Source organism: Pseudomonas sp. WS 5059 (assembly GCF_012985525.1).
GTDB lineage: Bacteria > Pseudomonadota > Gammaproteobacteria > Pseudomonadales > Pseudomonadaceae > Aquipseudomonas.
This window is the reverse complement of the sequence record NZ_JAAQWO010000006.1, coordinates 504,657-530,267: the sequence shown is the minus strand read 5'-3', so window position 1 is coordinate 530,267 and position 25,611 is coordinate 504,657. Positions and strand designations below refer to the sequence as shown.

At 62.1% G+C, this 25,611-nt stretch carries 24 protein-coding genes and 1 pseudogene; 12 read left to right on the top strand and 13 right to left on the bottom strand.

Features of this window, described 5'->3' with window-relative positions; all coding sequences use genetic code 11:
- Positions 1 to 206 precede the first annotated feature (206 nt).
- Together HBO12_RS20485 and rimI are read left to right on the top strand one after the other, a co-directional pair.
- A complete protein-coding gene (locus HBO12_RS20485; RefSeq protein WP_169954932.1) occupies positions 207 to 953 on the top strand; it encodes an energy transducer TonB in 747 nt (248 codons plus the stop codon).
- Positions 946 to 1,398: a ribosomal protein S18-alanine N-acetyltransferase gene (rimI, locus tag HBO12_RS20480; protein ID WP_005784514.1), complete on the top strand. Its 453-nt coding sequence runs from the start codon at positions 946 to 948 to the stop codon at positions 1,396 to 1,398. The genes HBO12_RS20485 and rimI overlap by 8 nt, the downstream gene beginning before the upstream one ends.
- Before the next feature lie 134 nt (positions 1,399 to 1,532).
- Here rimI and HBO12_RS20475 read toward each other — a convergent pair whose 3' ends face one another.
- The gene (locus tag HBO12_RS20475) at positions 1,533 to 1,937 is read right to left on the bottom strand and encodes a serine kinase/phosphatase (RefSeq protein ID WP_169954806.1); all 405 of its coding nucleotides are present in this window, start codon (positions 1,935 to 1,937) and stop codon (positions 1,533 to 1,535) included.
- A 138-nt stretch (positions 1,938 to 2,075) separates the two neighbouring features.
- On the opposite strand from HBO12_RS20475, the gene can reads away from it, so the two are divergent.
- On the top strand, positions 2,076 to 2,720 hold the full coding sequence (can, locus tag HBO12_RS20470; protein WP_169954807.1) for a carbonate dehydratase: 645 nt from the start codon (positions 2,076 to 2,078) through the stop codon (positions 2,718 to 2,720).
- Here the strand turns inward: can and HBO12_RS20465 are convergent.
- The 4 genes from HBO12_RS20465 to HBO12_RS20450 all read right to left on the bottom strand — a co-directional run bounded on the left by HBO12_RS20465 (position 2,717) and on the right by HBO12_RS20450 (position 6,653).
- Complete coding sequence (locus HBO12_RS20465) at positions 2,717 to 3,241, bottom strand: SET domain-containing protein (protein ID WP_169954808.1); 525 nt, start codon at positions 3,239 to 3,241, stop codon at positions 2,717 to 2,719. The two genes, can and HBO12_RS20465, sit on opposite strands and share 4 nt — an antisense overlap.
- Positions 3,242 to 3,411: 170 nt before the next feature.
- Positions 3,412 to 4,581, bottom strand: a complete 1,170-nt coding sequence (locus tag HBO12_RS20460; RefSeq protein ID WP_170043059.1) for a hypothetical protein — start codon at positions 4,579 to 4,581, stop codon at positions 3,412 to 3,414.
- Positions 4,582 to 4,824: 243 nt separating this feature from the next.
- A complete protein-coding gene (locus tag HBO12_RS20455; protein WP_170043058.1) occupies positions 4,825 to 5,034 on the bottom strand; it encodes a hypothetical protein in 210 nt (69 codons plus the stop codon).
- Positions 5,035 to 5,234: 200 nt separating this feature from the next.
- The gene (locus tag HBO12_RS20450) at positions 5,235 to 6,653 is read right to left on the bottom strand and encodes a TIGR00366 family protein (protein ID WP_169954810.1); all 1,419 of its coding nucleotides are present in this window, start codon (positions 6,651 to 6,653) and stop codon (positions 5,235 to 5,237) included.
- Positions 6,654 to 6,836: 183 nt separating this feature from the next.
- Here HBO12_RS20450 and HBO12_RS20445 point away from each other — a divergent pair, with 183 nt between their 5' ends.
- Complete coding sequence (locus tag HBO12_RS20445; protein WP_169954811.1) at positions 6,837 to 8,120, top strand: MFS transporter; 1,284 nt, start codon at positions 6,837 to 6,839, stop codon at positions 8,118 to 8,120.
- 285 nt (positions 8,121 to 8,405) lie between these two features.
- Complete coding sequence (locus HBO12_RS20440) at positions 8,406 to 9,302, top strand: cation diffusion facilitator family transporter (RefSeq protein ID WP_169954812.1); 897 nt, start codon at positions 8,406 to 8,408, stop codon at positions 9,300 to 9,302.
- 3 nt (positions 9,303 to 9,305) lie between these two features.
- Here HBO12_RS20440 and HBO12_RS20435 read toward each other — a convergent pair whose 3' ends face one another.
- On the bottom strand, positions 9,306 to 9,980 hold the full coding sequence (locus tag HBO12_RS20435) for a heavy metal response regulator transcription factor (protein WP_169954813.1): 675 nt from the start codon (positions 9,978 to 9,980) through the stop codon (positions 9,306 to 9,308).
- Between the two features lie 182 nt (positions 9,981 to 10,162).
- On the opposite strand from HBO12_RS20435, the gene HBO12_RS20430 reads away from it, so the two are divergent.
- Genes HBO12_RS20430 through HBO12_RS20420 form a run of 3 tightly spaced genes read left to right on the top strand, consistent with a single transcriptional unit; the run spans position 10,163 to position 15,735 of the window.
- Positions 10,163 to 11,386: a TolC family protein gene (locus tag HBO12_RS20430; RefSeq protein WP_169954814.1), complete on the top strand. Its 1,224-nt coding sequence runs from the start codon at positions 10,163 to 10,165 to the stop codon at positions 11,384 to 11,386.
- A 17-nt stretch (positions 11,387 to 11,403) separates the two neighbouring features.
- Positions 11,404 to 12,567, top strand: a complete 1,164-nt coding sequence (locus tag HBO12_RS20425; protein ID WP_170043057.1) for an efflux RND transporter periplasmic adaptor subunit — start codon at positions 11,404 to 11,406, stop codon at positions 12,565 to 12,567.
- Positions 12,568 to 12,585: 18 nt separating this feature from the next.
- A complete protein-coding gene (locus HBO12_RS20420) occupies positions 12,586 to 15,735 on the top strand; it encodes a CusA/CzcA family heavy metal efflux RND transporter (RefSeq protein ID WP_169954816.1) in 3,150 nt (1,049 codons plus the stop codon).
- Positions 15,736 to 15,746: 11 nt separating this feature from the next.
- Here HBO12_RS20420 and HBO12_RS20415 read toward each other — a convergent pair whose 3' ends face one another.
- The 4 genes from HBO12_RS20415 to HBO12_RS20400 all read right to left on the bottom strand — a co-directional run bounded on the left by HBO12_RS20415 (position 15,747) and on the right by HBO12_RS20400 (position 19,756).
- Positions 15,747 to 17,153, bottom strand: coding sequence for a heavy metal sensor histidine kinase (locus tag HBO12_RS20415; protein WP_170043056.1), 1,407 nt, complete (start codon positions 17,151 to 17,153; stop codon positions 15,747 to 15,749).
- A complete protein-coding gene (locus HBO12_RS20410) occupies positions 17,150 to 17,824 on the bottom strand; it encodes a heavy metal response regulator transcription factor (RefSeq protein ID WP_169954818.1) in 675 nt (224 codons plus the stop codon). Before HBO12_RS20410 ends, HBO12_RS20415 begins: the two co-directional genes overlap by 4 nt.
- 234 nt (positions 17,825 to 18,058) lie before the next feature.
- A complete protein-coding gene (locus tag HBO12_RS20405; protein WP_170043055.1) occupies positions 18,059 to 18,253 on the bottom strand; it encodes a hypothetical protein in 195 nt (64 codons plus the stop codon).
- Between the two features lie 174 nt (positions 18,254 to 18,427).
- Complete coding sequence (locus HBO12_RS20400; RefSeq protein WP_170043054.1) at positions 18,428 to 19,756, bottom strand: OprD family porin; 1,329 nt, start codon at positions 19,754 to 19,756, stop codon at positions 18,428 to 18,430.
- Positions 19,757 to 20,014: 258 nt separating this feature from the next.
- Here HBO12_RS20400 and HBO12_RS20395 point away from each other — a divergent pair, with 258 nt between their 5' ends.
- From HBO12_RS20395 to HBO12_RS28810, 3 genes and pseudogenes are all read left to right on the top strand, one after another.
- Positions 20,015 to 20,347 (top strand): DUF2790 domain-containing protein, encoded by a 333-nt coding sequence (locus tag HBO12_RS20395; protein ID WP_169954821.1) that lies wholly within the window; start codon positions 20,015 to 20,017, stop codon positions 20,345 to 20,347.
- Positions 20,348 to 20,450: 103 nt separating this feature from the next.
- Positions 20,451 to 21,227: pseudogene (locus HBO12_RS28815) on the top strand (PAS domain-containing protein); the annotation flags it as partial.
- Between the two features lie 108 nt (positions 21,228 to 21,335).
- Entirely contained in the window at positions 21,336 to 21,767 is a 432-nt protein-coding gene (locus tag HBO12_RS28810) for a methyl-accepting chemotaxis protein (protein ID WP_463671619.1), read from the top strand.
- On the opposite strand, the gene HBO12_RS20385 is transcribed toward HBO12_RS28810, so the two are convergent.
- Both HBO12_RS20385 and HBO12_RS20380 read right to left on the bottom strand, forming a co-directional pair.
- Positions 21,760 to 22,296, bottom strand: a complete 537-nt coding sequence (locus tag HBO12_RS20385) for a GNAT family N-acetyltransferase (protein ID WP_170043053.1) — start codon at positions 22,294 to 22,296, stop codon at positions 21,760 to 21,762. The genes HBO12_RS28810 and HBO12_RS20385 overlap by 8 nt on opposite strands.
- A gap of 72 nt (positions 22,297 to 22,368) precedes the next feature.
- On the bottom strand, positions 22,369 to 23,253 hold the full coding sequence (locus tag HBO12_RS20380; RefSeq protein WP_170043052.1) for a LysR family transcriptional regulator: 885 nt from the start codon (positions 23,251 to 23,253) through the stop codon (positions 22,369 to 22,371).
- 131 nt (positions 23,254 to 23,384) lie between these two features.
- Between HBO12_RS20380 and HBO12_RS20375 the strand changes: the two genes are divergently transcribed.
- A complete protein-coding gene (locus HBO12_RS20375) occupies positions 23,385 to 24,749 on the top strand; it encodes an MFS transporter (RefSeq protein ID WP_432755736.1) in 1,365 nt (454 codons plus the stop codon).
- Positions 24,750 to 24,771: 22 nt separating this feature from the next.
- On the opposite strand, the gene HBO12_RS20370 is transcribed toward HBO12_RS20375, so the two are convergent.
- On the bottom strand, positions 24,772 to 25,581 hold the full coding sequence (locus tag HBO12_RS20370) for an AraC family transcriptional regulator (protein ID WP_169954826.1): 810 nt from the start codon (positions 25,579 to 25,581) through the stop codon (positions 24,772 to 24,774).
- Positions 25,582 to 25,611: the final 30 nt, after the last annotated feature.

The following is a 25,611-nucleotide window of genomic DNA, read 5'->3' as shown; positions in this document are numbered from 1 at the left end:
ATTAAAAGCAGCGATTGTACTGCATCAGGCGCGGGATTTATCCACAGCCGGTCAGGGCGCGTTCGCGATGGGCGGTCAGCAATGCAGAGAAAATCATCAACGGTGGGCGATCGTCGTCGAAGGGCGGTAGAATCTGCGCTCTTTAGTTATCCACAAGTGGTCGCGCCTTGCTTATCGAGTCCCGACGTCGCGCTTACTTGACCGCCATGCAGGTGGTCAACTGGCTGCCGCGCACCGAATTGCCCTTTGCCGCCCCGTCGCGGCCCGAACTGCTGCAGCCGCTGGAGCCGTTCGAGCCATTCGACGCCTCGGGCGAGGAAGCGGCGCCGCCGGTCGCGCTGGTAAAGCCTGTGGCCGAGGTGCCTGTGCGGCCATCGGAGCGGGTCAAGATCGAAGTGCCACGCCCTTCGGCGGCGCCCAAGCCCGCTGCAGTGGCCGACGCTGCCCCGGTGGCCAAGGCCCCGGTCGTGCCGCCACCGCGTTTTGCCCTGCAATTGCTGCGGGCCGGGCGCTGCCTGTTGCTGGTCGAACTGCCCACCGGCGAACGTTTCCAGGCGCGCGACCCGGCCTACCTGCTGCTCAAGGACATGCTGCGCGCTGCCGGCCTGCCCGACAGCCCGCAGATCGTCGGCGAGCCGGTGCGCTGGCCGTTGCTGGTGCGCGGCAATATGGACCAGGGGCCGGACGCCGCGCGTGACTTCGTGCAGGGCTTTGTCTCGGCCCGCCTGGAAGATGAACCCTGTGTGTGCCTGTGGCTGATCGGCCTGCCGGCCGTGCGATTTGCCGGCGAAGCCAACGCCGAGGCCTGGTACCGCGAACTGCAGGTCGAAGGCCTGGGTTCGGTCTGGGCCTTGCCGGGCCTGGAATTATTAATGGAAGAGCCACAGCGTAAGGCTGATGTCTGGCAAGCCATGCGCCGGCTGATGGCGCGCTGGAAAACAACCGATGAGTGAGGCTTTATCCTTCCGCCCGATGACCGAGGCTGACCTCGACGCCGTGCTGAAAATCGAATACGCGGCGTTCAGCCATCCCTGGACCCGTGGCATCTTTCTCGACGGGCTGGGCAAGTACCAGATCTGGTTGATGTTCGAAGGCGAGCAGCAGGTGGGCCACGGCGTGGTGCAAATCATCCTCGATGAAGCGCATTTGCTGAATATCACCGTCAAACCGGAAAACCAGGGCCGCGGCCTGGGCCTGGCGCTGCTGGAGCACCTGATGTCCCGGGCCTATGCCGCCAGTGCGCGGGAATGCTTCCTGGAAGTACGCGACAGCAATACCGGGGCATTCCGCCTGTATGAGCGCTACGGTTTCAACGAAATCGGCCGTCGCCGCGATTACTACCCGGCCGTCGGTGGTCGCGAAGACGCCGTCGTCATGGCCTGCACCCTGGTCGACTAAAACACACGATCCCGTGTGGGAGCAGTCTTACGTGGGAGCTGGCTTGCCTGCGATAGCGGTGGTGAATCCAGCGCCGCTATCGCAGGCAAGCCAGCTCCCACACCGCCATGCTTCACCATAAGTCAGGCGCTGTGTCAGCGGTTGCCGTCGACCGGATCAATGTCCGCCAACTCGGCTTCATCCAACCCATTACCGCCGCCAATCTCGTCCTCATCGACGATACTCAGGTCCCAATCCGCCTGCTCGCCTTCACCTTCTTCGCGGGCATCGCGCGCGCCATCTTCATGGATCAGGGTTTCGGGGCTCATATCATCATCCGTGGGCTCATGATCCGCCGTCGAAGCCCCGGTCATTCCGGCCTCGCGCACCCGCTCGTCGGGCATCAGGTGCTCGCGCTCTCCACGCGGGATCTCATCGCCGATTTCCGCCGTCGGCTCTTGCTCGTCAAAATCCAGCTCGCGCATCGAGCCCATGCGATCTTCGTTGTCATCAATCGGTGCCGGCGTCGGGGCGCCGTAGGGACGTCGTGATTGCGTCATGGCCAATCCTCATACTGTGGGGCTTATAGTGTGTGGACAGGCCCGGCCTCCCAAAGATTCAAGCTAATTTGCGTGGGGCGTGACCTGGGCGAGAGGTTGTCAGTCACAAAACTGCGCATCATTCCTGAGGCTTTCCTGATGAACGAACTACAAGACCTGCTTGATAACAACGAACGCTGGGCGGATGCGATCAAACAGGAAGATCCCGAATTCTTCGCCAAGCTTGCCCGCCAGCAGACCCCGGAATACCTGTGGATCGGCTGTTCGGACGCCCGGGTACCGGCCAACGAGATCGTCGGCATGCTGCCGGGCGACCTGTTTGTGCACCGCAACGTGGCCAATGTGGTGCTGCACACCGACCTCAACTGCCTGTCGGTGATCCAGTACGCGGTGGATGTGCTCAAGGTCAAACATATCCTGGTCACCGGCCATTATGGCTGCGGCGGCGTGCGTGCTTCGATGCAGGACCGCCAGTTCGGCCTGATCGACGGCTGGCTGCGTACGATCCGTGACCTGTACTACGAGAACCGCGAAGTACTGGCCCAGTTGCCCACGGAAGAAGAACGCGTCGATCGCCTGTGTGAACTCAACGTCATCCAGCAAGTGGCCAATGTCGGTCACACCAGCATTGTGCAGAACGCCTGGCATCGTGGGCAGAGCCTGTCGATCCACGGTTGCATCTACGGGATCAAGGACGGCCGCTGGAAGAGCCTCAACGCCACCATCACCGGGTTCGAGCAACTGCCGCCGCAGTACCGCCTGCGCCCGATCGAGGCCATTTAATAGCGTTTGCGCTGGCGCCACTGTTCCATGAACAGTTGGCCCTCGGCGTTCAAGGGCTCTTTCATGCCGGTGATCCAGCCTCGGCAGTTGCCGGCGCCGCAACGGCACGGGAACTGCCGGAACAGCACGTCCTCGGTGCTGGCGTAATCCATGGTCAGCAGCGCGCCGGGGCGGATCGCCTGGATCGACCACAGCTCCAGTTCGCTGATATCGAGGAACACATTCGGGTCGCATGAATGCAGGAGCAAGCCGCTGAACCAGGGGTCGTACAAGTGGATGCGCGAAGACACCTGCAGCGTGTGCAAGCGCCGTTCGCTCAGGGCGTGCCCGGAAATCTTGGCGATACGCACTCGGCTGTCGAAGGCGACCTTGGCCTTGATCCCGGTTCCACGTCCGTTGCGGGTGCGCACCACCTCGAAGTCACGACGCGAGGGGTAACCTTTTTTCGCCAGCAGTGTTGCGAAGGGATACAGACAGTCACTCGCGGCCGCAGGTGCTTCTTCCATGACTTGGGTTTTCATAGGGCTCCTTGTCGGGCTGCATCGACCTCCTGATATTGATTAGACTGCCGGTCTTGCAGCAAATGGGCACCGTCCAAGATTTACGCAAAAAAACGCCGATAGCTACTGTCAAATCTGACAGTAGCTATCGGCGTTTTTTCGCGTAAGACAATGCTGATAAAGCCAGGAACCTACAGGGCCGGCGCCGGCACAGAGGCTTCTGGCATGGGGCTTTTCAGGCGCTTGAGCTGGGCCTTGATCGACGCGTTGCTACATTTTTCCTTGGCCTGCTCGGCGGGCAGCTCTCGCACCGAGGTATAGAACAATTCACAGGTCTGCTCCTTGCGCGTCACCTGCCAGGTATTCATGCAACCCTTGAGCAGCACATTGGGGTCGCTGGCGGGCTGCTGGCCCATTCCAGCCTGCCAGCAGGCGGCGCTCAAGTCCTGGCCCATGACTTTCAAGCCGGCCTCGTCGGCTTTCTGTTCGTCACCGCCGTAGCTGGCCGGGTCGGCGGCGTACCAGATGTAACTGGGGTGATTGGCCCCCAGTACGGCGACATAGCTGCCCTCGGCCGGGCTGATCTGCCCCAGGCCCAATACCCCGAGAGTTTGCCCGTACTGTTGCTGGATCCAACTGCGTACCGGTGCGCCGAAGGCGACCATGGGCAATGAGCCTGTGGGGTGCAGGCTCAACTCGCGGACTATCCGGGTCTGGTACTCGGTGAAGTAGCCATAGACCCCTTCCAGGTCCTTGCCAGCCGTGGAGGGCGCGGCAATCGGCGCAATATCGATGATGGTCTGGTATTCCGGGGTCTGGGCCGCCGCTATGCCATTGGCGGTCAATAACGTGGCCCAACGGTCGGTGGTGGCCGACTCCAGGTAGTCCTGGTAATGGGTCAGGGAGTAGTCGGGCGGGAAATGCATCAACTCGATGCTCTTGCGGTTCTCCAGGGCCATGCCCAGCGGCAGGAATAGGTACCAGCTAAATTGCCATTTGCCATCGCGGTTCAACTGGCTGGCGCCTTCATAGGCCAGGTCAGCGGTATGCAACAACGCGGTCAAGGGCTGGCCATAGCCACCGGGTACACCGGTAAAGTGCGCGCGCACCTGATCCTGCTGGGTTTTCACACTGACCCTGGCCCGACTGTAGCCATCACGTTGCAAACTCTGGGTCAGGTAGTGTTCAACTGTCTGTTCCAACGTCAGCGGCCGAAAGCAGATCACACTGCAATTGTTGGGGTAGGCGAACAATTGCCTGACCCGTTGCGCAGTGCCCAGGTCGAGTTCGACATCGGCTTGTACGACCGTGCTCACACTAAGTGCGACAAGGGTGAAGGACAGCCTGGTCAGTTTAAACATGCGTGTTTCCTTGTCAGCTAAAGCCCGTCTGCGCGGGATGAATGCCTACCCTCACACAGTAGCGGCTGACCGGGAAAATGCGTCGGCAAATGCGGTTTTTTTGTAGGGCTTGGCCGCCTCTCATATATCGTGACGTGCAACGCATTGCTTCGGTTATCCATGGGATTGCAATTAGACCCGAGGTAGTTGCAACACTTGTAAGTGTTCAATATAGGCTGCGAAGCCGGAATGCTTGCTGAGAAGTTAGCCTTTAAACGATACAACAGGCTTGAAAAGATTTTTGTTAGGGTTTGACTCTGCAAAGACTATTCTTCCCGCCGGTTGGCCGAACGCCGATTTGAACTGTTTGAATTTTTTTAGCTGGGGGTTTTGCTGTTGGCTGGCTTCTTGGGTGTTGCCCGCCTCAGCACTGTTTTGAGAGGCAGGCATGTTAGTTGTAGGCGTGATATTCATGGGCGCTCCAGTTATAGCTCTAAATAATTTAGTGGTGGTCTCTTAGTTAAGTTGAAGATTGTCCCGTGCTACTAAAAGACACTATGTAGTTGGTTTTACAGTAGTGGTGGGTTCCCTCCTTGAAATGTTCAGTGAGGGAAAAAGGCGCTCAATGTCGGCCTGGCTGCACCCGCCACAACGACGGGCGCAACGTCCAATGACTAAGGCATCACCGGCGGCATGTACTTCAAGGTCGTCCCCAGCGCCCACAGTAAAAACAGCACCAGCGGCGTGTGCACCAGCAGTTGCACAAACGAGAAACCAATCAAGTCCCGTGCCTTGAGTCCCAGTACGCCGAGTAATGGCAGCATGTAGAACGGGTTGATCAGGTTCGGCAGGGCCTCGGCGGCGTTGTAGATCTGCACGGCCCAGCCCAGGTGATATTGCAGGTCATTGGCCACCTGCATCACGTACGGCGCCTCGATGATCCATTTGCCGCCGCCCGATGGGATAAAGAACCCCAGCACCGCCGAATACACGCCCATCAGCAGCGCATAGGTGTCGTGGGAGGCGATGGAGGTGAAGAAGGTCGAGATATGGTGGGCCAGGGTCTGGCCGTCACCGCCCTTGACCACGGTCATCAGCGCCGCGATGGAGCCGTACAGCGGGAACTGGATCAGCACCCCGGTGGTGGTCGGCACCGCGCGGGCCACGGCGTCGAGGAAGCTGCGCGGGCGCCAGTGCAGCAAGGCGCCGGCCATGATGAACAGGAAGTTATAGGTGTTGAGCCCCGAGATCGCGCTGATCGCCGGCTTGGTCGAGAACTCATGGAACAGCCAGCCGGCAGCCAGCAGCGCCAGCAAAATGGTCAGCAGCGGGCTGTGTTCCAGCCATTCTCCCGGACGGCTTGGCGGTTGTGGCTTGGGCAGGTTGAATGCCGGGTCTACGCCACACGCCTTGGCGTCACGGGCCGAGTTGGGGCCCGGTGCGGTGACGTAGGCGATGATCAGCGACACCACGATCAACGCCAGCAACAGCACCCCCGATTGCCACAAAAAGATGGTGTCGGTGAAGGGAATGGTCCCGGTGATCGCCAGGATCGAAGGCGGCAGGCTGGCCGGGTTGGCCTGCAATTGTGCGGCCGATGACGACAACCCCAGCGCCCACACGGCGCCCAGGCCTAGATAGGCCGCCGCGCCGGCCGCGCGATAGTCCATGCGCAAATCCGTGCGCCGGGCCAGGGCTCGCACCAGCAACCCGCCGAACACCAGGGACAGGCCCCAGTTGAGCAACGAGGCGACCATCGAGATCAATGCCACCCACGCCACGGCCGAGCGGCCGTTTTTCGGGATGCGCGCCAGGCGGTCAATCAACTTCACGGCGGGCGGCGAGCTGGCGACTACATAGCCGCCAATCACCACGAAGGCCATTTGCATGGTGAACGGGATCAGGCTCCAGAAACCATCGCCGAAGGCCCTGGCCGCTTCGGTGGGCGCGGCGCCCATGCCCAGGGTCGCCACGGTGACAATGATCACGGCGAGGGCGGCAAACACCCAGGAGTCAGGAAACCAGCGTTCGGCGAAATTCGAGCAACGCAGGGCGAAGCGGGCATAACGGCTATCTTCGATAGGATCGGCCACGTGGGATTACCTCTTGTAGTTATTTTGGCAAGGTATCGCCGCATCTTGGCCCACGGCCATTTATTTGGGAATGTTGTTATTTTCATGGATCAATGAGTAAACCCAATATATCCGCGGCGATTGCCAGGATCCGGTCCAGCTCATAACCTGCACGCCATTTTGTCTGTCTGCCGAGCTTCTTTCATGACTGCCAGCACTTATCCACAGGCGCAGCGTTTTTCCCGCTCCGACTACAAGACCCTGGGCCTGGCCGCCTTGGGCGGTGCCCTGGAAATCTACGACTTCATCATTTTCGTATTTTTCGCCCTGACCCTGAGCCAGCTGTTCTTCCCCCCGGAAATGCCCGAATGGCTGCGCCTGCTGCAAAGCTTCGGGATTTTCGTCACCGGCTACCTGGCGCGGCCATTGGGCGGGATCCTGATGGCGCACTTTGCCGATCACCTGGGGCGCAAGCGCGTGTTCAGCCTGAGCATTCTGATGATGGCCCTGCCGTGCCTGCTGATCGGGATCATGCCGACCTACGCACAGATCGGCTATTTCGCGCCGCTGATCCTACTGGCGCTGCGGGTCTTGCAGGGCGCGGCGGTGGGCGGTGAAGTGCCCAGCGCCTGGGTCTTCGTCGCCGAACACGCGCCGGCCAACCACCGCGGTTATGCCTTGGGTTTCCTGCAAGCCGGGCTGACCTTCGGTTACCTGCTGGGGGCATTGACGGCGACCTTGCTGGCGCAGATGTTCACCGCAGAACAAATCCTGGATTACGCCTGGCGCTTCCCGTTTCTGTTGGGTGGGGTGTTTGGCGTGATCGGTGTCTGGCTGCGGCGTTGGCTGAGTGAAACCCCGGTGTTCCTGGCCATGCAGGCGCGCCGCCAGGCCGACGCCGAACTGCCGCTGCGCACGGTGTTGCGCGACCATCGCCAGGCGTTGCTGCCGGCCATGTTGCTGACCTGTGTGCTCACCTCGGCGGTGGTGGTGCTGGTGGTGATCACGCCGACCATGATGCAGAAAACCTTCGGCATGAGCCCCAGCCACACCTTCGCCCTGAGCGCACTGGGCATCGTCTTCCTGAACATCGGTTGCGTACTGGCCGGCCTGCTGGTGGACCGCATCGGCGCCTGGCGCGCGGTCCTGGTCTACAGTCTGCTGTTGCCGGTGGGCATCGCCGTGCTCTACGCCAGCCTGATCGCCGGCGGCGTGTGGCTGGGCGCGGCCTATGCCATTGCGGGGTTGAGCTGCGGAGTGGTGGGCGCGGTGCCATCGGTGATGGTCAGCCTGTTTCCAGCGCAGATTCGTGTGTCGGGTATTTCCTTTACCTACAACATTGCCTACGCGCTGTGGGCGAGTACTACGCCTTTGATGCTGATTGCATTGATGCCCAGCAGTCCGTGGATCTGCGTTTTTTACTGTGTAGTGATGGGCGCGGTCGGCGTGGCCAGTGCATTGCGGTTTGGCCGGCGCCCGGTGTTTTAACGCCGCCGCATTCCCCTGTGGGAGCGGGCTTGCTCGCGAAAGCAGTGGGTCAGTCAACATCAATGTTTGCTGGGCCGACGTCTTCGCGAGCAAGCCCGCTCCCACAGGGGATCTGCGCTTAACTGACTGGCATTGGGGCTTGAGGGTGTACCGCTATCCCAGGCAAGCCAGCTCCCCCATGTGGTTAACACCCCGCTGGCAGCGTTATGACAATTGTGAAATCCATACCAAAGGTTTCCCCTTATCGCTCTATGATCAGCGCACATCCCCCCACGAGGAATCGCCATGAGTGCAGGACACAGCCACGCCACCGTACGCGCCGGCCACGAACGCAAGTTATGGCTAGCCCTGGGCCTGACCGGCAGTTTCATGATTGCCGAAGTGATCGGTGCCTTTGTCACCGGCAGCCTGGCGCTGTTGTCCGACGCCGCGCACATGATGACCGACACCCTGGCCCTGGCCATCTCCCTGGTAGCCATCCAGGTCGCCAAGCGCGCCGCTGACCGCAAGCGCACCTTCGGTTATGCGCGTTTTGAAATCCTCGCCGCCGCGTTCAACGCGTTGCTGCTGTTCGGGGTGGCGTTCTACATCCTCTACGAGGCTTACCTGCGCCTGCAGGCTCCGGCCGAGATCCAGTCCACCGGCATGCTGGTGATTGCGGTGCTGGGGCTGATCGTCAACCTGATCTCCATGCGCCTGCTCAGCGCGGCCAGTGGCGAGAGCCTGAACGTCAAGGGTGCCTACCTGGAGGTCTGGAGCGACATGCTCGGCTCCATCGGCGTGATCATTGCGGCCGTGGTGATCATGCTCACTGGCTGGGCCTGGGTCGACTCGGTGGTGGCCGCGGTGATTGGCTTCTGGGTCGTGCCCAGAACCTGGACCCTGCTCAAGGCCAGCATGAATGTGCTGCTGCAAGGCGTGCCGGACGGCATCGATATCGACGCGGTCGAGCAGGCCATCTGCGCGGTGCCTGGGGTCAAGGAGGTGCATGACTTGCATATCTGGGCCCTGACCAGCGGCAAGAACGTGCTCAGCAGCCATCTGGTGGTGGAGCCGGCGCTGGGCAGCGAGCAACAGATCCTCGCCCAGGTGACCGAGTTACTGCACGAACAATTCGATATTTCCCACGTCACCATCCAGATCGAAGGCGAGGGTTTTCATCCGGAACCGATCGCGCACTGACCGCTATTCGCGGTCTTCCAGCACGTAGCCAACCCCGCGCAAGGTGTGGATCAACTTGCGCTCGAACGGGTCGTCGATCTTCGCCCGCAGGCGGCGGATCGAGACCTCGACCACGTTGGTGTCGCAATCGAAGTTCATGTCCCACACAAACGAGATGATTTGCGTGCGTGACAGCACCACGCCGCTCTGGCGCATCAGCAGGTGCAACAGGGCGAATTCCTTGGTGGTCAGGTCAATGCGCTGGTTGCCGCGAAAGGCCCGGTGGCGACCCTGGTCCAGTTCCAGGTCGGCCACCCGCAGCACGTCCGGCACCGCCGCTTCGACGCTGCGGCGCATCAGGGTGCGGACCCTGGCCAGCAGTTCGGGAAACTCGAAAGGCTTGACCAGGTAGTCGTCGGCGCCCAGTTCCAGGCCTTTGATTTTGTCGGCCAGGCGGCCTTGGGCGGTGAGCATCATGATTCGCGTGTTGCTGGTCTGGCGGATCCGCTGCAGCACATCCCACCCGTCCATGAGCGGTAAGTTCACATCCAGAATCACCAGGTCATAGGTGTGTTGCCGCGCCAGGTGTACGCCGTCGGCGCCGCTGGCCGCGCAATCGACCACATAGCCACTTTCGCTCAGTCCCTGATGCAAGTACTCGGCTGTTTTCAGTTCATCTTCGATAACCAGGATGCGCATGTCGAGGGTGCCTCGGTGCAAGGGAAAGTATCTGCAATCGCCGCGAAGGTTAAAGCAAAAGCCCGGACCAGAGCCTTTGCTAACGGATTTGTAATGTTTCGGCCACCCCTCTGATAAGTAGCGAAAGTTACATTGCCCCTGCTTGGATTTGTCCGCCAACTCATGGGTGTGGAACGCTTGTTATGCCAACGTTTTTAAGAACAATTGTGTGCTCCGTAGTGGGGGTCTTGGCGATGGCCCAAGTGGCAAGCGCCCAGACCCTGACCCTCGAATCGGCCCTGCAAAGTGCGTTTGCCGACAACCCGGACCTGGCCGCTGCGCAATGGGAAATCGACATCGCCCAGGGCGGTCGGCAGCAGGCCGGGCTGATCCCCAACCCGGTGGCCTCCTGGGACGCCGAAGACACCCGCCGCAGCACCCGCACCACCACCGTCAAGCTAAGCCAGACCCTGGAGCTGGGCGGCAAGCGCGGGGCGCGCATCGATGTGGCCTCGCGGGCACAAGATGCGGCGGCCCAGGAGCTGGAACAGCGGCGCAACCTGCTGCGGGCCGAGGTCATCGATGGCTTTTATGGCGCGCTGCGGGCCCAGGAACGCCTGGAGCTGGCGCAACGCTCAATGGCGCTGGCCGAGCGCGGCCTGGTGGTTGCCAATGGCCGGGTCACGGCGGGCAAGTCGTCGCCGGTCGAAGCCACTCGCGCCCAGGTGCAGGTCTCGGAAATCCGCCTGGAGCGCAGCCGCGCCGAGATCGGCGTGAGCGATGCCTATCGCCGCCTGGCCGCCATCACCGGCAGCGCCAACATCAGTTTTGAGCGTGTCGAGGCAGGTGCCGTGAATACGCCAGCGCTGCCTTCGGCCACCCAACTGCTGGCGCGCCTGGAGAGCACCGCCGAGCTGCGCCTGGCGCAGTTGCAAATCCAGCAACGGGAGGCCGGCCTGGGCCTGGAAAAGGCCCAGCGGATTCCCGACCTGGATATATCCATCGGCAGCCAGTACGACGCCAGCGTGCGCGAGCGGGTGAACCTGGTGGGCGTGTCGATGCCGATCCCGCTGTTCAATCGCAACCAGGGCAATGTGCTGGCCGCCAGCCGCCGAGCCGACCAGGCCCGGGACCTGCGCAACGCCACCGAGCTGCGCCTGCGCACCGAAACCCGCCAGGCCCTGGACCTGTGGGCGACGGCCAACAATGAGGTGAGTGCCTTTAATAAAGTGATCCTGCCCGCCGCCCAAAGCGCAGTGGACAGTGCCACCCGTGGCTTTGAGATGGGCAAGTTCAACTTCCTCGATGTACTCGACGCCCAGCGCACCCTGATCGCCGCCCGTACCCAATACCTCGCCGCACTCGCCCAGGCCACCGACGCCTGGGTGCGCATCGAACGGATTTACGGCGACCTCGCCCGCATTTGATCTTTCAGGAGTTCCCCATGAACAAACAACAAGGCCTGGCTTTGGCCGTCGCAGTGGCCATTGCCCTCGGGGTGATGGTGTTTTGGCCGGCCACCAGCGTGGCGCCCCAGGCACCGGTCGCAAGCGTCGAAGCGCCGGAGGAAGAAGAGGAAGAGGGTGTGCTGGTGCTCAACGAGCAGCAGATCCAGGCTGCCGGCATTCAATTGGCCAAGGCCCAGCCCCGGCAGATCAGCACACTGCTGTCGCTACCGGGCGAGGTGCGCTTCGACGAAGACCGCACCTCCCATATCGTGCCCCGTGCCGCGGGTGTGGTGGAGTCGGTCAAGGTCAACCTGGGCCAGAAGGTCAAGCAGGGTGAGCTGTTGGCCGTGATCGCCAGCCAGCAGATTTCCGATCAGCGCAGCGAGCTGGCGGCCAGCGAACGCCGGGTCGAACTGGCGCGCACTACGTTCCAGCGCGAGCGTCAGTTATGGCAGGACAAGATCTCTGCCGAACAGGATTACCTGCTGGCACGCCAGACCCTGCAAGAAGCCGAGATCGCCCTGAACAACGCGCGGCAAAAAATGAACGCCCTGAGTGGCAGCACGGTCCTGGCCGGCGGCAATCGCTATGAATTGCGTGCGCCGTTTGCTGGCGTGGTGGTGGAAAAACACCTGGGCGTCGGCGAGGTGGTGAGTGAGACCAGTGCCGCCTTCACCCTGTCGGACCTGTCCCAGGTGTGGGTCACCTTTGGCGTGTTTCCCAAGGACTTGAACAAGGTCCAGGTGGGCCGGCCGGTGAAGGTCAGCTCCACGGAAATGGGCACCGACGTGATGGGCACCGTGGCCTATGTCGGCAACCTGCTGGGCGAGCAGACGCGTACCGCGACGGTGCGGGTCACCGTGGCCAACCCCGACGACTCCTGGCGCCCCGGGTTGTTCGTGGCGGTGCAGGTGGCGACGGATAGCTACTTGGCAGCGGTCAGCGTGCCGGTGGATGCGATCCAGACCGTGGAAGACAAACCCTCGCTGTTTGTGCGCACTGCCGAAGGCTTTGTCACCCGCCACGTTGAACTGGGTGTCAGCGAAAACGGCTTTGTCGAAGTGCGCCAGGGCCTGGAGGCCGGCGCCCAGGTGGCGACCGTTGGCAGCTTCGTCCTCAAGTCCGAGCTGGGCAAGGCCTCGGCCGAGCACGCCCATTGATCCTGCGAGTGATTCCCCATGTTTGAACGTCTGATTCAATTTGCCATCGAGCAGCGCATCATCGTGCTGCTGGCGGTGTTGTTGATGGCCGGTGTCGGCATCGCCAGCTACCAGAAACTGCCGATCGACGCAGTACCGGACATCACCAACGTCCAGGTGCAGATCAACTCGGCGGCGGCCGGCTTCTCTCCGCTGGAGACCGAGCAGCGCATCACCTTCCCCATCGAAACCGCCATGGCCGGCCTGCCGGGCTTGCAGCAGACCCGCTCGCTGTCGCGCTCGGGCTTGTCCCAGGTCACGGTGATCTTCAAGGACGGCACCGACCTGTTCTTCGCCCGCCAACTGGTCAACGAGCGCCTGCAAGTGGCCCGCGAGCAACTGCCGGACGGCATTGAAACAGCGATGGGGCCGATTTCCACGGGCCTGGGGGAAATTTTCCTGTGGACCGTGGAGGCGCAAGACGGCGCGCGCAAGGAAGACGGCTCGGCCTACACCCCGACGGACTTGCGGGTGATCCAGGACTGGATCATCAAGCCGCAGTTGCGCAACGTGCCCGGCGTGGCCGAGATCAATACCATCGGCGGCTTTGCCAAGGAATACCAGATCGCCCCGGACCCCAAGCGCCTGGCGGCCTACAACCTGACCCTGAGTGACCTGGTGACGGCGCTTGAGCGTAACAACGCCAACGTCGGCGCCGGTTATATCGAGCGCAGCGGCGAGCAGTTGCTGATTCGCGCGCCGGGTCAGGTGGCGTCCATCGACGACATCGCCAATATCGTGATCAACACCGTGGACGGCACGCCGATCCGCGTGCGCAATGTGGCTCAGGTCGATATCGGCCGTGAGTTGCGTACCGGCGCGGCCACCGAAAATGGTCGCGAGGTGGTGCTTGGCACGGTGTTCATGTTGATCGGCGAAAACAGCCGCACCGTGTCCCAGGCGGTGGCGAAAAAACTCGAAGAGATCAACCGCTCGCTGCCCGAAGGCGTGGTCGCGGTCACGGTCTACGACCGCACCAACCTGGTGGAAAAAGCCATCGCCACGGTGAAGAAAAACCTCTTCGAAGGCGCGCTGCTGGTCATCGTGATTCTGTTTTTGTTCCTCGGCAACATCCGCGCGGCGTTGATTACCGCGATGGTGATCCCGCTGGCCATGTTGTTCACGTTTACCGGGATGTTCACCAACAAAGTCAGCGCCAACCTGATGAGCCTGGGCGCGCTGGACTTCGGGATTATCGTCGATGGTGCGGTGGTGATCGTCGAGAACGCCATCCGCCGCCTGGCCCATGCGCAGCAACGCCATGGCCGCCTGCTGACCCGCAGCGAACGCCTGCACGAAGTGTTCGCCGCCGCCAAGGAAGCGCGCCGCGCGCTGATCTTCGGGCAACTGATCATCATGGTGGTGTACCTGCCGATCTTCGCCCTGACGGGCGTTGCCGGGAAAATGTTCCACCCCATGGCATTCACCGTGGTCATGGCCTTGCTGGGCGCGATGATTTTGTCGGTGACCTTTGTCCCGGCGGCGATTGCGCTGTTCGTCACCGGCAAGGTCAAGGAAGACGAAAACTGGGTGATGCGCAATGCGCGCCGGGGTTATGCACCGGTGCTGGATTGGGTGATGGCGCACCGTACCTGGGCGTTTGGCCTGGCGCTGTTGACCATCGTGGTGTCTGGCGCCGTGGCCAGTCGCATGGGCAGCGAGTTTATCCCCAGCCTCAGTGAAGGTGACTTCGCCCAGCAAGCCTTGCGCGTGCCGGGTACCAGCCTCACGCAGTCGGTGCAGATGCAGCAGCAACTGGAGAAAACCTTGATGGAACAGGTGCCGGAAATCCAGCGGGTATTTGCCCGCACCGGCACCGCAGAAATCGCCTCCGACCCGATGCCGCCGAACATTTCCGACAGCTACCTGATGCTCAAGCCCAAGGACCAGTGGCCGGACCCGAAAAAATCCCGCGAGGCCTTGATCGCCGATATCCAGCGCGCCAGTGCGATTGTGCCGGGCAGCCAGTACGAGTTGTCGCAACCGATCCAGTTGCGCTTCAACGAGCTGATTTCCGGGGTGCGCAGTGACGTGGCGGTGAAGGTGTTTGGCGATGACCGGGACGTGCTGAACAAGACCGCCGGGGAAATTGCCGAAACCCTTCAGAAGCTCAATGGCGCCTCGGAAGTGAAGGTGGAACAGACCTCCGGCCTGCCGGTGCTGACCATCAATATCGACCGCGACAAGGCCGCGCGCTTTGGCCTGAACGTGGGCGACGTGCAAGACACCATCGCGGTGGCCGTGGGTGGACGCCAGGCCGGCACGATGTATGAAGGCGACCGACGCTTTGACATGGTGGTGCGCTTGTCGGAAACCCTGCGTACCGATATCGAGGGCTTGTCGCGGCTGTTGATCCCGATCCCGGCGCTGGCCGGCAATACCACGGGGCAACTGGGCTTTATCGCCTTGTCGCAAGTGGCCAGCCTGGACCTGGTACTGGGCCCGAACCAGATCAGCCGCGAAAACGGCAAGCGCCTGGTGATCGTCAGCGCCAACGTGCGCGGGCGGGATATTGGCTCGTTTGTCGCAGAAGCCGAACGAGTGATGGCAGAGCAGGTGAAAATCCCTGCCGGCTACTGGACTACCTGGGGCGGCCAGTTCGAGCAACTCAAGGAAGCGTCCGAGCGCTTGCGGGTGGTGGTACCGGTGGCGTTGCTGCTGGTGTTCGGATTGCTGTTCATGATGTTCAACAACCTCAAGGATGGGCTGCTGGTGTTCACCGGGATTCCCTTCGCGTTGACCGGCGGGATCATGGCGCTGTGGCTGCGGGATATTCCGTTGTCGATTTCCGCCGGGGTGGGTTTTATCGCGCTGTCGGGGGTGGCGGTGCTCAATGGCCTGGTGATGATCGCGTTTATCCGCAACCTGCGTGAGGAAGGGCGCTCGCTGTCGGTGGCGATCAACGAAGGCGCGCTGACCCGCTTGCGCCCGGTGTTGATGACCGCGTTGGTCGCGTCCCTCGGGTTTATCCCCATGGCCCTGGCCACCGGCACCGGCGCCGAAGTGCAGCGGCCGCTGGCGACGGTGGTGATTGGCGGGATTATTTCTTCGACGCTGCTGACGTTGCTGGTATTGCCTGCGCTTTACCACTGGGCCCATCGCCGCGATGAAGAGCAGGCAGCGTCTTGATCGCGGGGGCGCTAGGGGACTTGTGGGGTGGTCGGGCGGTTGGGAAATATCAGCCGGAACAGGGTCACCTCGCCCGGCACACTGCTGGCCTCGGCCTGGCCCTGGTGCAGGCTCATGATCGAACGCACGATCGCCAGCCCCAACCCGGTGCCACCTTCGGAGCGGGCGCGGCTGTTGTCGGCGCGGTAGAAACGCTCGAACAGGTGGGGCAGGTGTTGCGCTTCAATCCCCGGGCCCGGGTTGCTCACGGCCAGCGATATGCGCTGCTCGTGGCTGTCGACCTGCAGGGCGATACGCGAGCCGTGCGGGCTGTGGCGGATCGCGTTGGACAGCAGGTTGGAAATGGCCCGCTGAATCATCAACCGATCCCCCTGGACCCAGGCGTCGCCGGCCTGGGTCAACTTCAACCCTTTGTCTTCGGCGCTCAAGGCAAACAGCTCCATGACCCGCAGCGTTTCATCCCGCAGGTTCACCGTGGTAAACGAAGCCCGCGCCGCCGGATGGCTGACCTGCGCCAGAAACAGCATGTCGGCGACAATCCGGGCCAGGCGGTCCAGCTCTTCGGTGCTGGACTCCAGCGCCGACTTGTACTCGTGCGGCGCCCGGGCGCGGGACAGCGTGACCTGGGCCTTGCCCATCAGGTTGGTCAGGGGCGCGCGCAGTTCGTGGGCCAGGTCGTCGGAAAATTGCGACAACTGCTGCACGCCAGCGTCCAGCCGATCGAGCATCACGTTGATGCCCCGGGCCAGTTCGCTGAGTTCCCTGGGCAGGTTCTCGACGGACAGGCGATGGCTCAGGTCCTGGGTGGTGACTTTGCCGGTGACGCGGCTGAATTGCTGCAACGGCGCGAGCCCGCGCTGCACCAGCCACCAGGCGCCCATGCCAATCAGGATCAGCAGCATCGGCAGGGCGATGACCGTGGATTGCAGGTAGGCACTGAGCAATGCCTGATCGTCGGAACGGTCCAGGGACAGCAACACCCTTACGTTTTCCCCGGTGTGCAGGCGCATCAGGCTCGACGCGCTGAGGATCTGGTTGTCGCGGCCATCGGTCCAGTTGAGAAAACCCAGGGTTTGCCCGGCGGCAAAGTCCAGCAGCAACGGTTCCTGGGGCCTGGCGCCGACGCTCAGCAGCACCGCGTTGGCGGGCGCCGGGCCGATGATGGTCAGGTAGAAGTTGTCATGGCCCATCACCAGGTCCAGCAGTGAATGGGGCCGGGCGCTGATGTCGCGGGTGTTGAGGTCCTGGAGCAGGCTGTGCTGGATCTGCTCCATCTTGCTTTCCAGGCCCTTGCGCGCGAGGTTTTCCAGCTCGTGGGTGAGGGCCAGGTACGCCAGGCTCGCCAGCAACACCACCAGGCCCGCGCCCATCAGGCTGACGGTGAGCCCCAGGCGCATGGATAGACTGCCGGATCTCATTGGCGTACTTCCAGCACGTAACCCACGCCACGAATGGTATGGATCAGCTTGACCTCGCTCTGGTCATCGACCTTGGCCCGCAGCCGGCTGATCGACACCTCCACCACGTTGGTGTCGCAGTCGAAGTTCATGTCCCACACCAGGGAAATGAGCTGCGTGCGCGTCAGCACCTCGCCACTCTGGCGCATCAATACCTGCAACAGCGCGAACTCTTTGGTGGTCAGGTCAATGCGCCGCGTGCCCCGGTAGGCGCGATGGCGACGCGGGTCCAGCTCCAGGTCCGCGACGCGGAAGATCTCCGGCATCGCAATTGGCTCACTGCGCCGCAGCAACGAGCGCACCCTGGCCAGCAACTCGGGAAACTCGAAGGGTTTGACCAGGTAATCATCGGCGCCCAGGTCCAGGCCCTTGATCTTGTCGGCCAGACGGCCGCGGGCGGTGAGCATCATCACCCGCAGGGTGCTGTCCCGGCGCAGTTGTTCGAGTACCTGCCAGCCGTCCTTGCCCGGCAGGTTGACGTCCAGGATCACCAGTTCATAGCGCTGCTGCCCGGCCAGGTGCAGGCCGTCGATGCCGCTGGCGGCACGATCGACGACATAACCACTCTCGCTCAAGCCTTGATGCAAGTAGTCGGCAGTTTTTGGTTCGTCCTCAACCACAAGGATACGCATGCAGATTGACCTCTTACTGATAAGCAAACAGGCGACGGGAGCTACACCGAGTAGGGCTGTAGTCCCAAAAGTAGGAAAATTCTGAGCCTTGAAGTAGCTTCAGGGTCAAGGGCGGCGTTGGATGATATCGAGCGGGCAAAAAAAAGCGCCCGTGAGGGCGCTAAAAATTCATCTCCTTCCAAAGGAGCTCCACAAAAAAAGCTTCAAGAGATGAATGTGCACAGGGTGCGCCGCTCAGGTGGCCTTTGGGGCCGGCGTATCCGAGGGGGCTGGTGTTTGCTCGGTCACGGCTTGGCTGCCGTGGATCTGTTGCTGTTGCTGGCGAAACTCGACCAGCAACTGGCGGGATCGCTCACCGCCGTCGTCGGCCAGGGCAGCGCTGGATGCCGCGCTGATGACAGCGATGAATAAAATGTGCAGTGGCTTCATGAACGTTCTCCGCAAAAGACCCGTGCCGTTAGTTCGCGGTCGGTCGATGCAGGCAGTATATGAAGTGCAACTTAACGAGAACGTGAGGCGCATATTACAGTTCTGACAGGCTGCAAATTGTGAAGAAGTGCTAGTCAACGGCAAGTGAATGTAAGCACTTGCCGTTGAGTGTCATCAGAGGATGGCCAGCGGGTATTCCATGATCAGCCGGAATTCTTCCAGGTCTGACTCAAAGGCACTCGAGCGTACCGTCGCCTGGCGAATGCGTATCGACAGATCTTTCAGGCTGCCACCCTGAAACACGTACTTGGCCTCGATATCGCGCTCCCAGCGGCGCTGGTTGGTGAGCGGGTCACCCAAGGCGTCGCGGCGCATGTACACCGAGTTGGCGTTGCTGTAGTCAGCGCCCGTGCCCTTGCCATAGCGGGTCATGAACGACAGGCCGGGGATGCCCAGGGTCTGCATGTCTAGGTCATAACGCAGCGCCCACGAGCGCTCCTTGGGCGAGTTGAAGTCGCTGTACTGGATCGAGTTGTCGAGGAAGATCGAGTCTGACTGGCGCAGGTAATCGAAGTCGTTGTTGCCATTGTTGCGCTGGTGGGACAGGGCCAGGCGATGGGCACCGACCTTCACCCCAAGCTTGGCGCTCCAGATATTGTTGTTGAGCTCGCCCAGCAATCGCTTGCCCTCGTCCTGGGCGTTGTAATAGTTGAAGCCGGCAAACATCGCCACCTCTTCGGTCAGCGGAAAATTGACCGCTGTACCGAAGTAGTACTGGTCCCATGCGTCCTTGAGGCGGCTGCTGTACAGGCTCAGGCTCCAATGTTCAGTGGCCTGGTAGTCGCCGCCGAAGTAGCCGACCCAGGGTGCATTCACATTACCTGCGTAAAACGTCGCAAAGCCCTCGCGCATGCCGCTTTGGGTGGGCTGGCTCATGGCGTGCAGGCGCCCACCTTGCAGGGTCAGGCCTTCCAGGCTGGTGTTTTCCAGGGTCACGCCCCGAAAGCTTTCCGGCAGCAGGCGTGAGTCACCGTAGTGCACCACCGGGGTTTGCGGGAAGACGTCGCCGACTTTGACCACTGTATCGAGCAGGCGCATTTTTACCGCGCCGCCGAGTTTGCTGTAGTCGTCTTCGGGGCGGTTGCCGCTGTCCACCGGCAGCATGCCGAATGAGCCCTTGCCGCCGCTGCGCCCGGTGCCGGAATCGAGCTTGAGACCGTACATCGCGAACGCATCCAGGCCAAACCCCACGGTGCCCTGGGTGAACCCGGACTCGAACTTGCCGATCAGGCCCTGGGCCCACGCTTCTGAATAGCCATTGCCGGTCGGGCTGGACTGGCCCTTGCGGTCATCGCGGTTGAAGTAAAAGTTGCGCGCCAGCACGTTCAGCGTACTGCCTTCGATAAAGCCCTCGGGTTTGTCTTCGGCGGCCATGCCCGCCAGCGGTGTAGCGCTGGCCAGTGCCGCGATGATGGAAAGGGAAAGTGTGCGGTTAGTGCGCATGTATCGCTCCTCGGTGTTGGCAGCTATGAGCTTTTTTAGTCGCCTTGGGCGTTCTTATTGGAGAGCTATCCCTGATGCGGGGAGCCCGGCTCATAGTTGCAAACAGCGGATAACGCGGAGGTGGCACGCGCATTACAATTTTGCCAGTTCAGCGATCTATTACGGATACGTAATGCGCCCGTGAAGCTGCTGACAGGAAGTGTTGGTTACCCTCGAGCCTGAACTTTCAACGACTTGAAATCAGACGAGGACACTTTAATGAAGCGTTTAACACGAGCCCTGGGTGTAGTGGTTTTTGCTCTGTCCATGGGGGCGATGGCCGAAGGGGGCGGGGATCGCGCCATCGCGCAAATGATGGAAAACAACCAGCAGGCCATGGCTCGCTACGCTGCCAACCAGGGCAAGCCGGCGCCTGAGGTGCAGGCCTATCGGTATGGGATGAAGCTGGATATCGCCCGGGTGGTGAGCGTCACGCCGCCGGTCCGTAGCTGCAAAGTGGTGCCCTCGCGCATGACGTATGAAGACTCCAGCGGCCAGCTCAAGACCCTTGAATATCAGGTCATGGGATTGTGCCGGAACAACGGCAGTTGAGGTGCTGAAAAAATAGTTGAGTCAGGGCCTCAAGCACTCTTCAGAAAATGCTGGATGCGCCGATGGTTAGACAATCCACTATTGACTGCCCTCCGGTGTTCCTATGTTCAATACCCGCTTGAAGCAGGAGCTGTCCGCTCTTCGCGAAGAACTGTCCAGCCTGCAGCAGGTCAAGGAAAGCCTGGAGAGCGAGATGCTGGCCCTGAGCCTCGACCCCGAGGGCCGGATCGAGTCGGTCAACCAGAACTTTCTCGAAGAAATGCTCTACAAGTCCAGCGACCTGCTGGGCCATGCCATCCATGGGTTTGTGCCCGAGCATGTGAAACGCGACGAGTTCCAGCAGCGCTTCAACAACGCCTTGAGCCGTGGCGAACATTTTGCCGGCACCGTGCGCCTGCTGCGCGGCAATGGCAAGGAAGCGTGGTTGCGCTCCATCGTGCAGCCGGTGCGGGGCGCGGATGGGCGCATCAAGCGGTTTTCGGTGTACTCCAGCGACCTGACCCGCACCATCGAGGCGTCGCGCGAGCACGAAAACCTGATCACTGCGCTGGTGCGTTCCACGGCGGTGATCGAGTTTGACCTCAATGGCAATGTGCTGGGCGCCAACGAGCGCTTCCTGCAGGGCATGGGTTACAGCCTGGCGCAGATCCAGGGCAAGCATCACCGCATGTTCTGTGAGCCCCAGGATTACAACAGCGCCGAGTACCAGGCGTTCTGGAAACGCTTGAACAGTGGTGAATTTGTCGCCGGGCGCTTCAAGCGCGTTGATGCCCATGGCCGCGAAGTCTGGCTGGAAGCGTCCTACAACCCGGTGCTGGATGCCAACGACCGACTGTACAAAGTGGTCAAGTTCGCCACGGTGATCACCGACCAGATCAATCAGGAACGCGCGGTGGCCGAGGCCGCCAACATTGCCTACAGCACCTCGTTGCACACCGACAGCAGCGCCCAGCGCGGTACCGCCGTGGTCACCCAGGCGGTGGAGGTGATGCGTGACCTAGCCAAGCACATGGAACAGGCCGGCGAGGGCATCGAGGCGCTCAATGCCCAGTCCCAGGTGATTGGCAGCATCGTCAAGACCATCAGCGCGATTGCCGAGCAAACCAACCTGCTGGCGCTCAACGCCGCCATTGAGGCCGCCCGTGCCGGCGAGCAGGGGCGCGGGTTTGCGGTGGTGGCCGATGAAGTGCGGCAGTTGGCCTCGCGTACCAGCAAAGCCACTGAAGAAATCGTCGGCGTGGTGCGTCAGAACCAGGACATGGCCCGCGATGCCGTGGCGCTGATGACCGATGGCCGGTTGCAGGCCGAGCAGGGATTGTCCCTGGCGGCAGAGGCGGGCACGGTGATCGTCGAGATCCAGGACGGCGCGCAGAAAGTGGTGAGTGCGGTTGGCCAGTTTGCCAATCAGTTATCTACCTAGATGCCTGGCTCAAGGCCGGGGCATGCACCTCGAACAGCAGCAGGTCGAACCACTGCCCATCGAGCAGGAACGCCTTGCGTGAATGCCCGTACTGGGTAAAGCCGCTGCGCTGCAACACCCGCAGCGAGCCCGGGTTCTCTGGGCGTACAGTGGCTTCGATGCGCTTGAGGGCGTGCTCGCCAAAGGCTTTCTGCAGGCCCAGTGCCACGGCCTGCCTTGCCAGGCCGCGGCCGGTGAACTCGGCCCCCATGCGATAGCCCAGGGACGCCGAGTGATAGTAGCGGCGGCGCACCTGGGTAAAGTTGATGCGCCCCACCAGCACGCCGTTTTCGCGGATCAGGTACTGATAGGCGCGGTCTTCACTGGCCTCCAGCAGTGCGTTTTCGATGGCGCGCTGTACCCCTTCGACGTTGTAGTACGCCTCGGGCCGGGCATTGATCCAACGTTCGAAAAAGGCCCGATTGGCCAGCTCGAACGCCAGCAGCTCGTTCACGTCATCCCACTGGGGGGGCGTCAATGTCAGGTTCATCCGTGGAAAACCTCGCGGTGGCGATAGCGCATCCTTTCTTCTCACACTCGGGGCGCCGGGTTCAAGTTCTGCTTACCATTGCGCCTGTGCCAAGGCATCGGCAAAGGCGATCAACTTCGGCGAATACTGGCGTGACGGTGGATACACCAGGGAAATTGCGCGGCTGCGCCCCGCAAAGTCCTGCAGCAATGGCACCAGGCGCCCGGCGGCGAGGTCGTCGCGCACGGCAAAATCCATCACCTGGGCAATTCCGAAGCCGCCCACCGCACCGTCCACCAGGGCATCGCCAAGATCGAAAATCAACCGCCCCTCCACATTCACATCGCGCACCTTGCCGTCGAGCATGAACTGCCAGTCCACCATCCGCCCGCTGCGCAGGTTGCGCACCGTGAGGCAGTTGTGGTCGCGCAGTTCTTCGACGGTTTGCGGCGTGCCAAAGCGGGCCAGGTAGGTGGGGGAGGCGACGGTTACCCAGCGCAAGGGCGTCAAGGCGCGGGCAATCAGGCGCTGGTCCTGGATCTCGCCGGTGCGCAGCAATGCATCGAAACCCTCGTCGACAATATCCACCAGGCGGTCGGTCATCACCGCTTCGATGCGCAACTCGGGGTAGCGCAAGGTCAGCTCCCCGATCACGGGCATCACCACCTTGCGCCCGAACAACGACGGGGTGCTGATTTTCAGCAAACCGGAAGGTGTGCAGCGCCGATCGAGCATGAGCTTTTCGGCTTCGGCCAGCTCGGCCAGCAACGGTGCGCTGCGTTCATACAGCATTTGCCCATCCGGGGTCAGGCTGACGCTGCGGGTGTTGCGTTGCAGCAGGCGTACGCCCAGCTCGGCTTCCAGGCGCGAGATAGCGCGGGACAAGCCCGATTGCGTGAGCCCCAGGTCAGCAGCAGCGCGGGTGAAACTGCGGGTTTCAGCGACGCGTACCAGCAGGCGAACGGCGTTCAGGTCCATGATTAAAGTCATAACTGAAAGAGTGTTATGGCTATTTATCATCTGTTGGGCATGAAAGACACTGGCCGCACTCTTTTTTTGCACAGGATGTTGTGATGCCTGCCATTCCCTCAAGTCGTCCTTCGGGCTGGATGCTGATGTTGCTGGCTACTGCGCAACTGATCATCGCCCTGGACGCGACTATCGTGTTTGTTGCCTTGCCGCAGATCGGCAGCCACCTGGGCTTTTCTGCCCAGCAATTGCAGTGGGTGGTCAGTGCCTACACGGTGGCGTTTGGCGGTTTTCTATTGCTCGGAGGCCGGGCCACGGACTTGCTGGGCAAGCGCCGTTTGTACCGGGTGGGCCAGTCGTTGTATGCGCTGTCGTCGTTGGCGGCGGTACTGGGCGGTAGCGCGTTGCTGCTGGTGCTGGCGCGTGCGGTGCAGGGGGTGGGCGGCGCGCTGTTGTTTCCGGCGACCCTGGCCTTGATCAACACCCACTACGCCGAAGGGCCGCAGCGCAACCGGGCGTTTGCGGTCTGGAGCGCGGCATCCGCTGCCGGGCTGGCGTTGGGGGCGTTGCTGGGTGGCGTGCTGACTCAGTGGTGGGGCTGGGAGGCGGTGTTTCTGGTCAACGTGCCGTTGGCAGGTGGCTGTGCCCTGGCGGCGCGTTACTGGATCCCGGCCGACGGTGAGCGCAGCCGTGGCCGCAGTTTCGATCTGAGCGGTGCGTTGACCGTCACGGTCGGCGGCACGCTGCTGGTGTTCGCCCTGGTGCAGGGGCCGGAGTGGGGCTGGACGGCGCCCGCGACCCTGGGCTGCATGCTGCTGGCGCTGGTCTTGCTTGGGCTGTTCGCCTGGATTGAACACCGTGGCCGCGACCCATTGATGCCGCTGCGCCTGCTGGGCTACCGCGAGTTGCGCATGGCCATGGTGCTGACAGCGGTGTTTATGAGCAGCTTTGGCGTGCAGTACTACTTCCTCGCGCTGTACTACCAGCAGGTCTACGGCTACAGCGTGTTGCAGGCGGGGCTGGCGTTCTTGCCGGCGACGTTGGTGTGTACTTTGGGGATCTGGCTGGCGGAGCGCGCGCTGGTAAAAATCGGCTTGCGCAACACTCTGGTCAGCGGCCAGTTGGCGGGGGCGCTGGGGATTGCCCTGGTGTGCCTGGCGCTGCCCACCGGCGCGGGATTCTGGTGGTTGTTGCCTGGGATCTTTATCTTGAGCCTTGGTCAGGGCATGACCTGGACCGCGATGTGGGTGGCCGCAGGCCTGGGTGTCAAACCGGGGGAGCAGGGTGTGGCGGCGGGCATGGCCTCGACCACGCAGCAGATCGGCGGCGCGCTGGGGTTGGCGGTGCTGGTGTCGCTGGCCAATGCCGGTGGGGCGACGGGGGCGGGTCAAGCCCAGGGCATCGAGTTGGCATTGTGGTGGAGCGCGGGGATTGCCCTGGCCGGGGCGGTGGTGGCGATGCGGCTGCGAGCTCCACGGCAGGAGGCGCTAGCCGAAGCCACATAGGTTGCCCACCGTTGATCGGGTTTTAGCGGCCGAGCATCTTCACCCACCGCGACGGTGGTATGCCAAAGGTGCTGCGAAACTGTCGGGTCATGTGGCTCTGGTCAGTGAAGCCTGCGATCAGCGCTGCATCCACCAGTGACTGGCCCTGGCCCAGCAGATTACGCACCAGGTCGAGGCGGCGCATGGTCAGGTAGCGATAGGGACTGGTGCCGAACAACAGGCGAAAGTCCCGCGACAAGGCCCAGCGATCCCGCCCGCAGTGCGCGGCCATTTCATCCAGGGTGATGCTGCGCCCCAGGGCGCTGTGGATAAATTCCCGGGCGCGTTCGGCGGCCTGGTAATCAAACGTCTTGCGGCTGACGCTGATACCCGACGCGTTGTTCAGGGCATGGGCCAGGTCGAACAACGCGTCCTGCTCCTGCATTGGGTCCAGCGGGCAGTCGAGCTGCTGCACAAAGGCCTGGCAGGCCCGGTGCAGCCATGGGTCGTTGGACAGCCCGTTGTGGATAAACGGCAACGGCTTGCCGCCGAGAATCTGCTGGATCTGCGCCGGCTCCACATAAATCATCCGATACTTGAAGCCCTCGTCGCTGCCGGCCCAGCCATCGTGGACCTCATCCGGATGGATCACCATGGTCGTGCCCGGCAGGCTGTGAGTCTGGCTGCCGCGATAATGAAAGCTCTGCACACCGAACAGGGTATGGCCGATGGCGTAGGTATCGTGGCGATGAGGGTCGAAGCCGAACCCGGAGAAATACGCCTCGATTCGCTCCAGCCCGCTGGCATGGGGCGCCCGGTGCAGCCAGTCGATGTTTGCGGTGGGTTTGCCCATGGGATGTTTTTCGAAAGATGTCGGATGGAG

Excerpts from the sequence above, each read along its gene's own strand:
- HBO12_RS20485 (WP_169954932.1), top strand. The coding sequence starts at position 207 with ATGCAGGTGGTCAACTGGCTGCCGCGCACCGAATTGCCCTTTGCCGCC.
- rimI (WP_005784514.1), top strand. The coding sequence starts at position 946 with ATGAGTGAGGCTTTATCCTTCCGCCCGATGACCGAGGCTGACCTCGAC.
- HBO12_RS20475 (WP_169954806.1), bottom strand. The coding sequence starts at position 1,937 with ATGACGCAATCACGACGTCCCTACGGCGCCCCGACGCCGGCACCGATT.
- can (WP_169954807.1), top strand. The coding sequence starts at position 2,076 with ATGAACGAACTACAAGACCTGCTTGATAACAACGAACGCTGGGCGGAT.
- HBO12_RS20465 (WP_169954808.1), bottom strand. The coding sequence starts at position 3,241 with ATGAAAACCCAAGTCATGGAAGAAGCACCTGCGGCCGCGAGTGACTGT.
- HBO12_RS20460 (WP_170043059.1), bottom strand. The coding sequence starts at position 4,581 with ATGTTTAAACTGACCAGGCTGTCCTTCACCCTTGTCGCACTTAGTGTG.
- HBO12_RS20455 (WP_170043058.1), bottom strand. The coding sequence starts at position 5,034 with ATGAATATCACGCCTACAACTAACATGCCTGCCTCTCAAAACAGTGCT.
- HBO12_RS20445 (WP_169954811.1), top strand. The coding sequence starts at position 6,837 with ATGACTGCCAGCACTTATCCACAGGCGCAGCGTTTTTCCCGCTCCGAC.
- HBO12_RS20440 (WP_169954812.1), top strand. The coding sequence starts at position 8,406 with ATGAGTGCAGGACACAGCCACGCCACCGTACGCGCCGGCCACGAACGC.
- HBO12_RS20435 (WP_169954813.1), bottom strand. The coding sequence starts at position 9,980 with ATGCGCATCCTGGTTATCGAAGATGAACTGAAAACAGCCGAGTACTTG.
- HBO12_RS20430 (WP_169954814.1), top strand. The coding sequence starts at position 10,163 with ATGCCAACGTTTTTAAGAACAATTGTGTGCTCCGTAGTGGGGGTCTTG.
- HBO12_RS20425 (WP_170043057.1), top strand. The coding sequence starts at position 11,404 with ATGAACAAACAACAAGGCCTGGCTTTGGCCGTCGCAGTGGCCATTGCC.
- HBO12_RS20420 (WP_169954816.1), top strand. The coding sequence starts at position 12,586 with ATGTTTGAACGTCTGATTCAATTTGCCATCGAGCAGCGCATCATCGTG.
- HBO12_RS20415 (WP_170043056.1), bottom strand. The coding sequence starts at position 17,153 with ATGAGATCCGGCAGTCTATCCATGCGCCTGGGGCTCACCGTCAGCCTG.
- HBO12_RS20410 (WP_169954818.1), bottom strand. The coding sequence starts at position 17,824 with ATGCGTATCCTTGTGGTTGAGGACGAACCAAAAACTGCCGACTACTTG.
- HBO12_RS20405 (WP_170043055.1), bottom strand. The coding sequence starts at position 18,253 with ATGAAGCCACTGCACATTTTATTCATCGCTGTCATCAGCGCGGCATCC.
- HBO12_RS20400 (WP_170043054.1), bottom strand. The coding sequence starts at position 19,756 with ATGCGCACTAACCGCACACTTTCCCTTTCCATCATCGCGGCACTGGCC.
- HBO12_RS20395 (WP_169954821.1), top strand. The coding sequence starts at position 20,015 with ATGAAGCGTTTAACACGAGCCCTGGGTGTAGTGGTTTTTGCTCTGTCC.
- HBO12_RS28810 (WP_463671619.1), top strand. The coding sequence starts at position 21,336 with ATGCGTGACCTAGCCAAGCACATGGAACAGGCCGGCGAGGGCATCGAG.
- HBO12_RS20385 (WP_170043053.1), bottom strand. The coding sequence starts at position 22,296 with ATGAACCTGACATTGACGCCCCCCCAGTGGGATGACGTGAACGAGCTG.
- HBO12_RS20380 (WP_170043052.1), bottom strand. The coding sequence starts at position 23,253 with ATGGACCTGAACGCCGTTCGCCTGCTGGTACGCGTCGCTGAAACCCGC.
- HBO12_RS20375 (WP_432755736.1), top strand. The coding sequence starts at position 23,385 with ATGCTGATGTTGCTGGCTACTGCGCAACTGATCATCGCCCTGGACGCG.
- HBO12_RS20370 (WP_169954826.1), bottom strand. The coding sequence starts at position 25,581 with ATGGGCAAACCCACCGCAAACATCGACTGGCTGCACCGGGCGCCCCAT.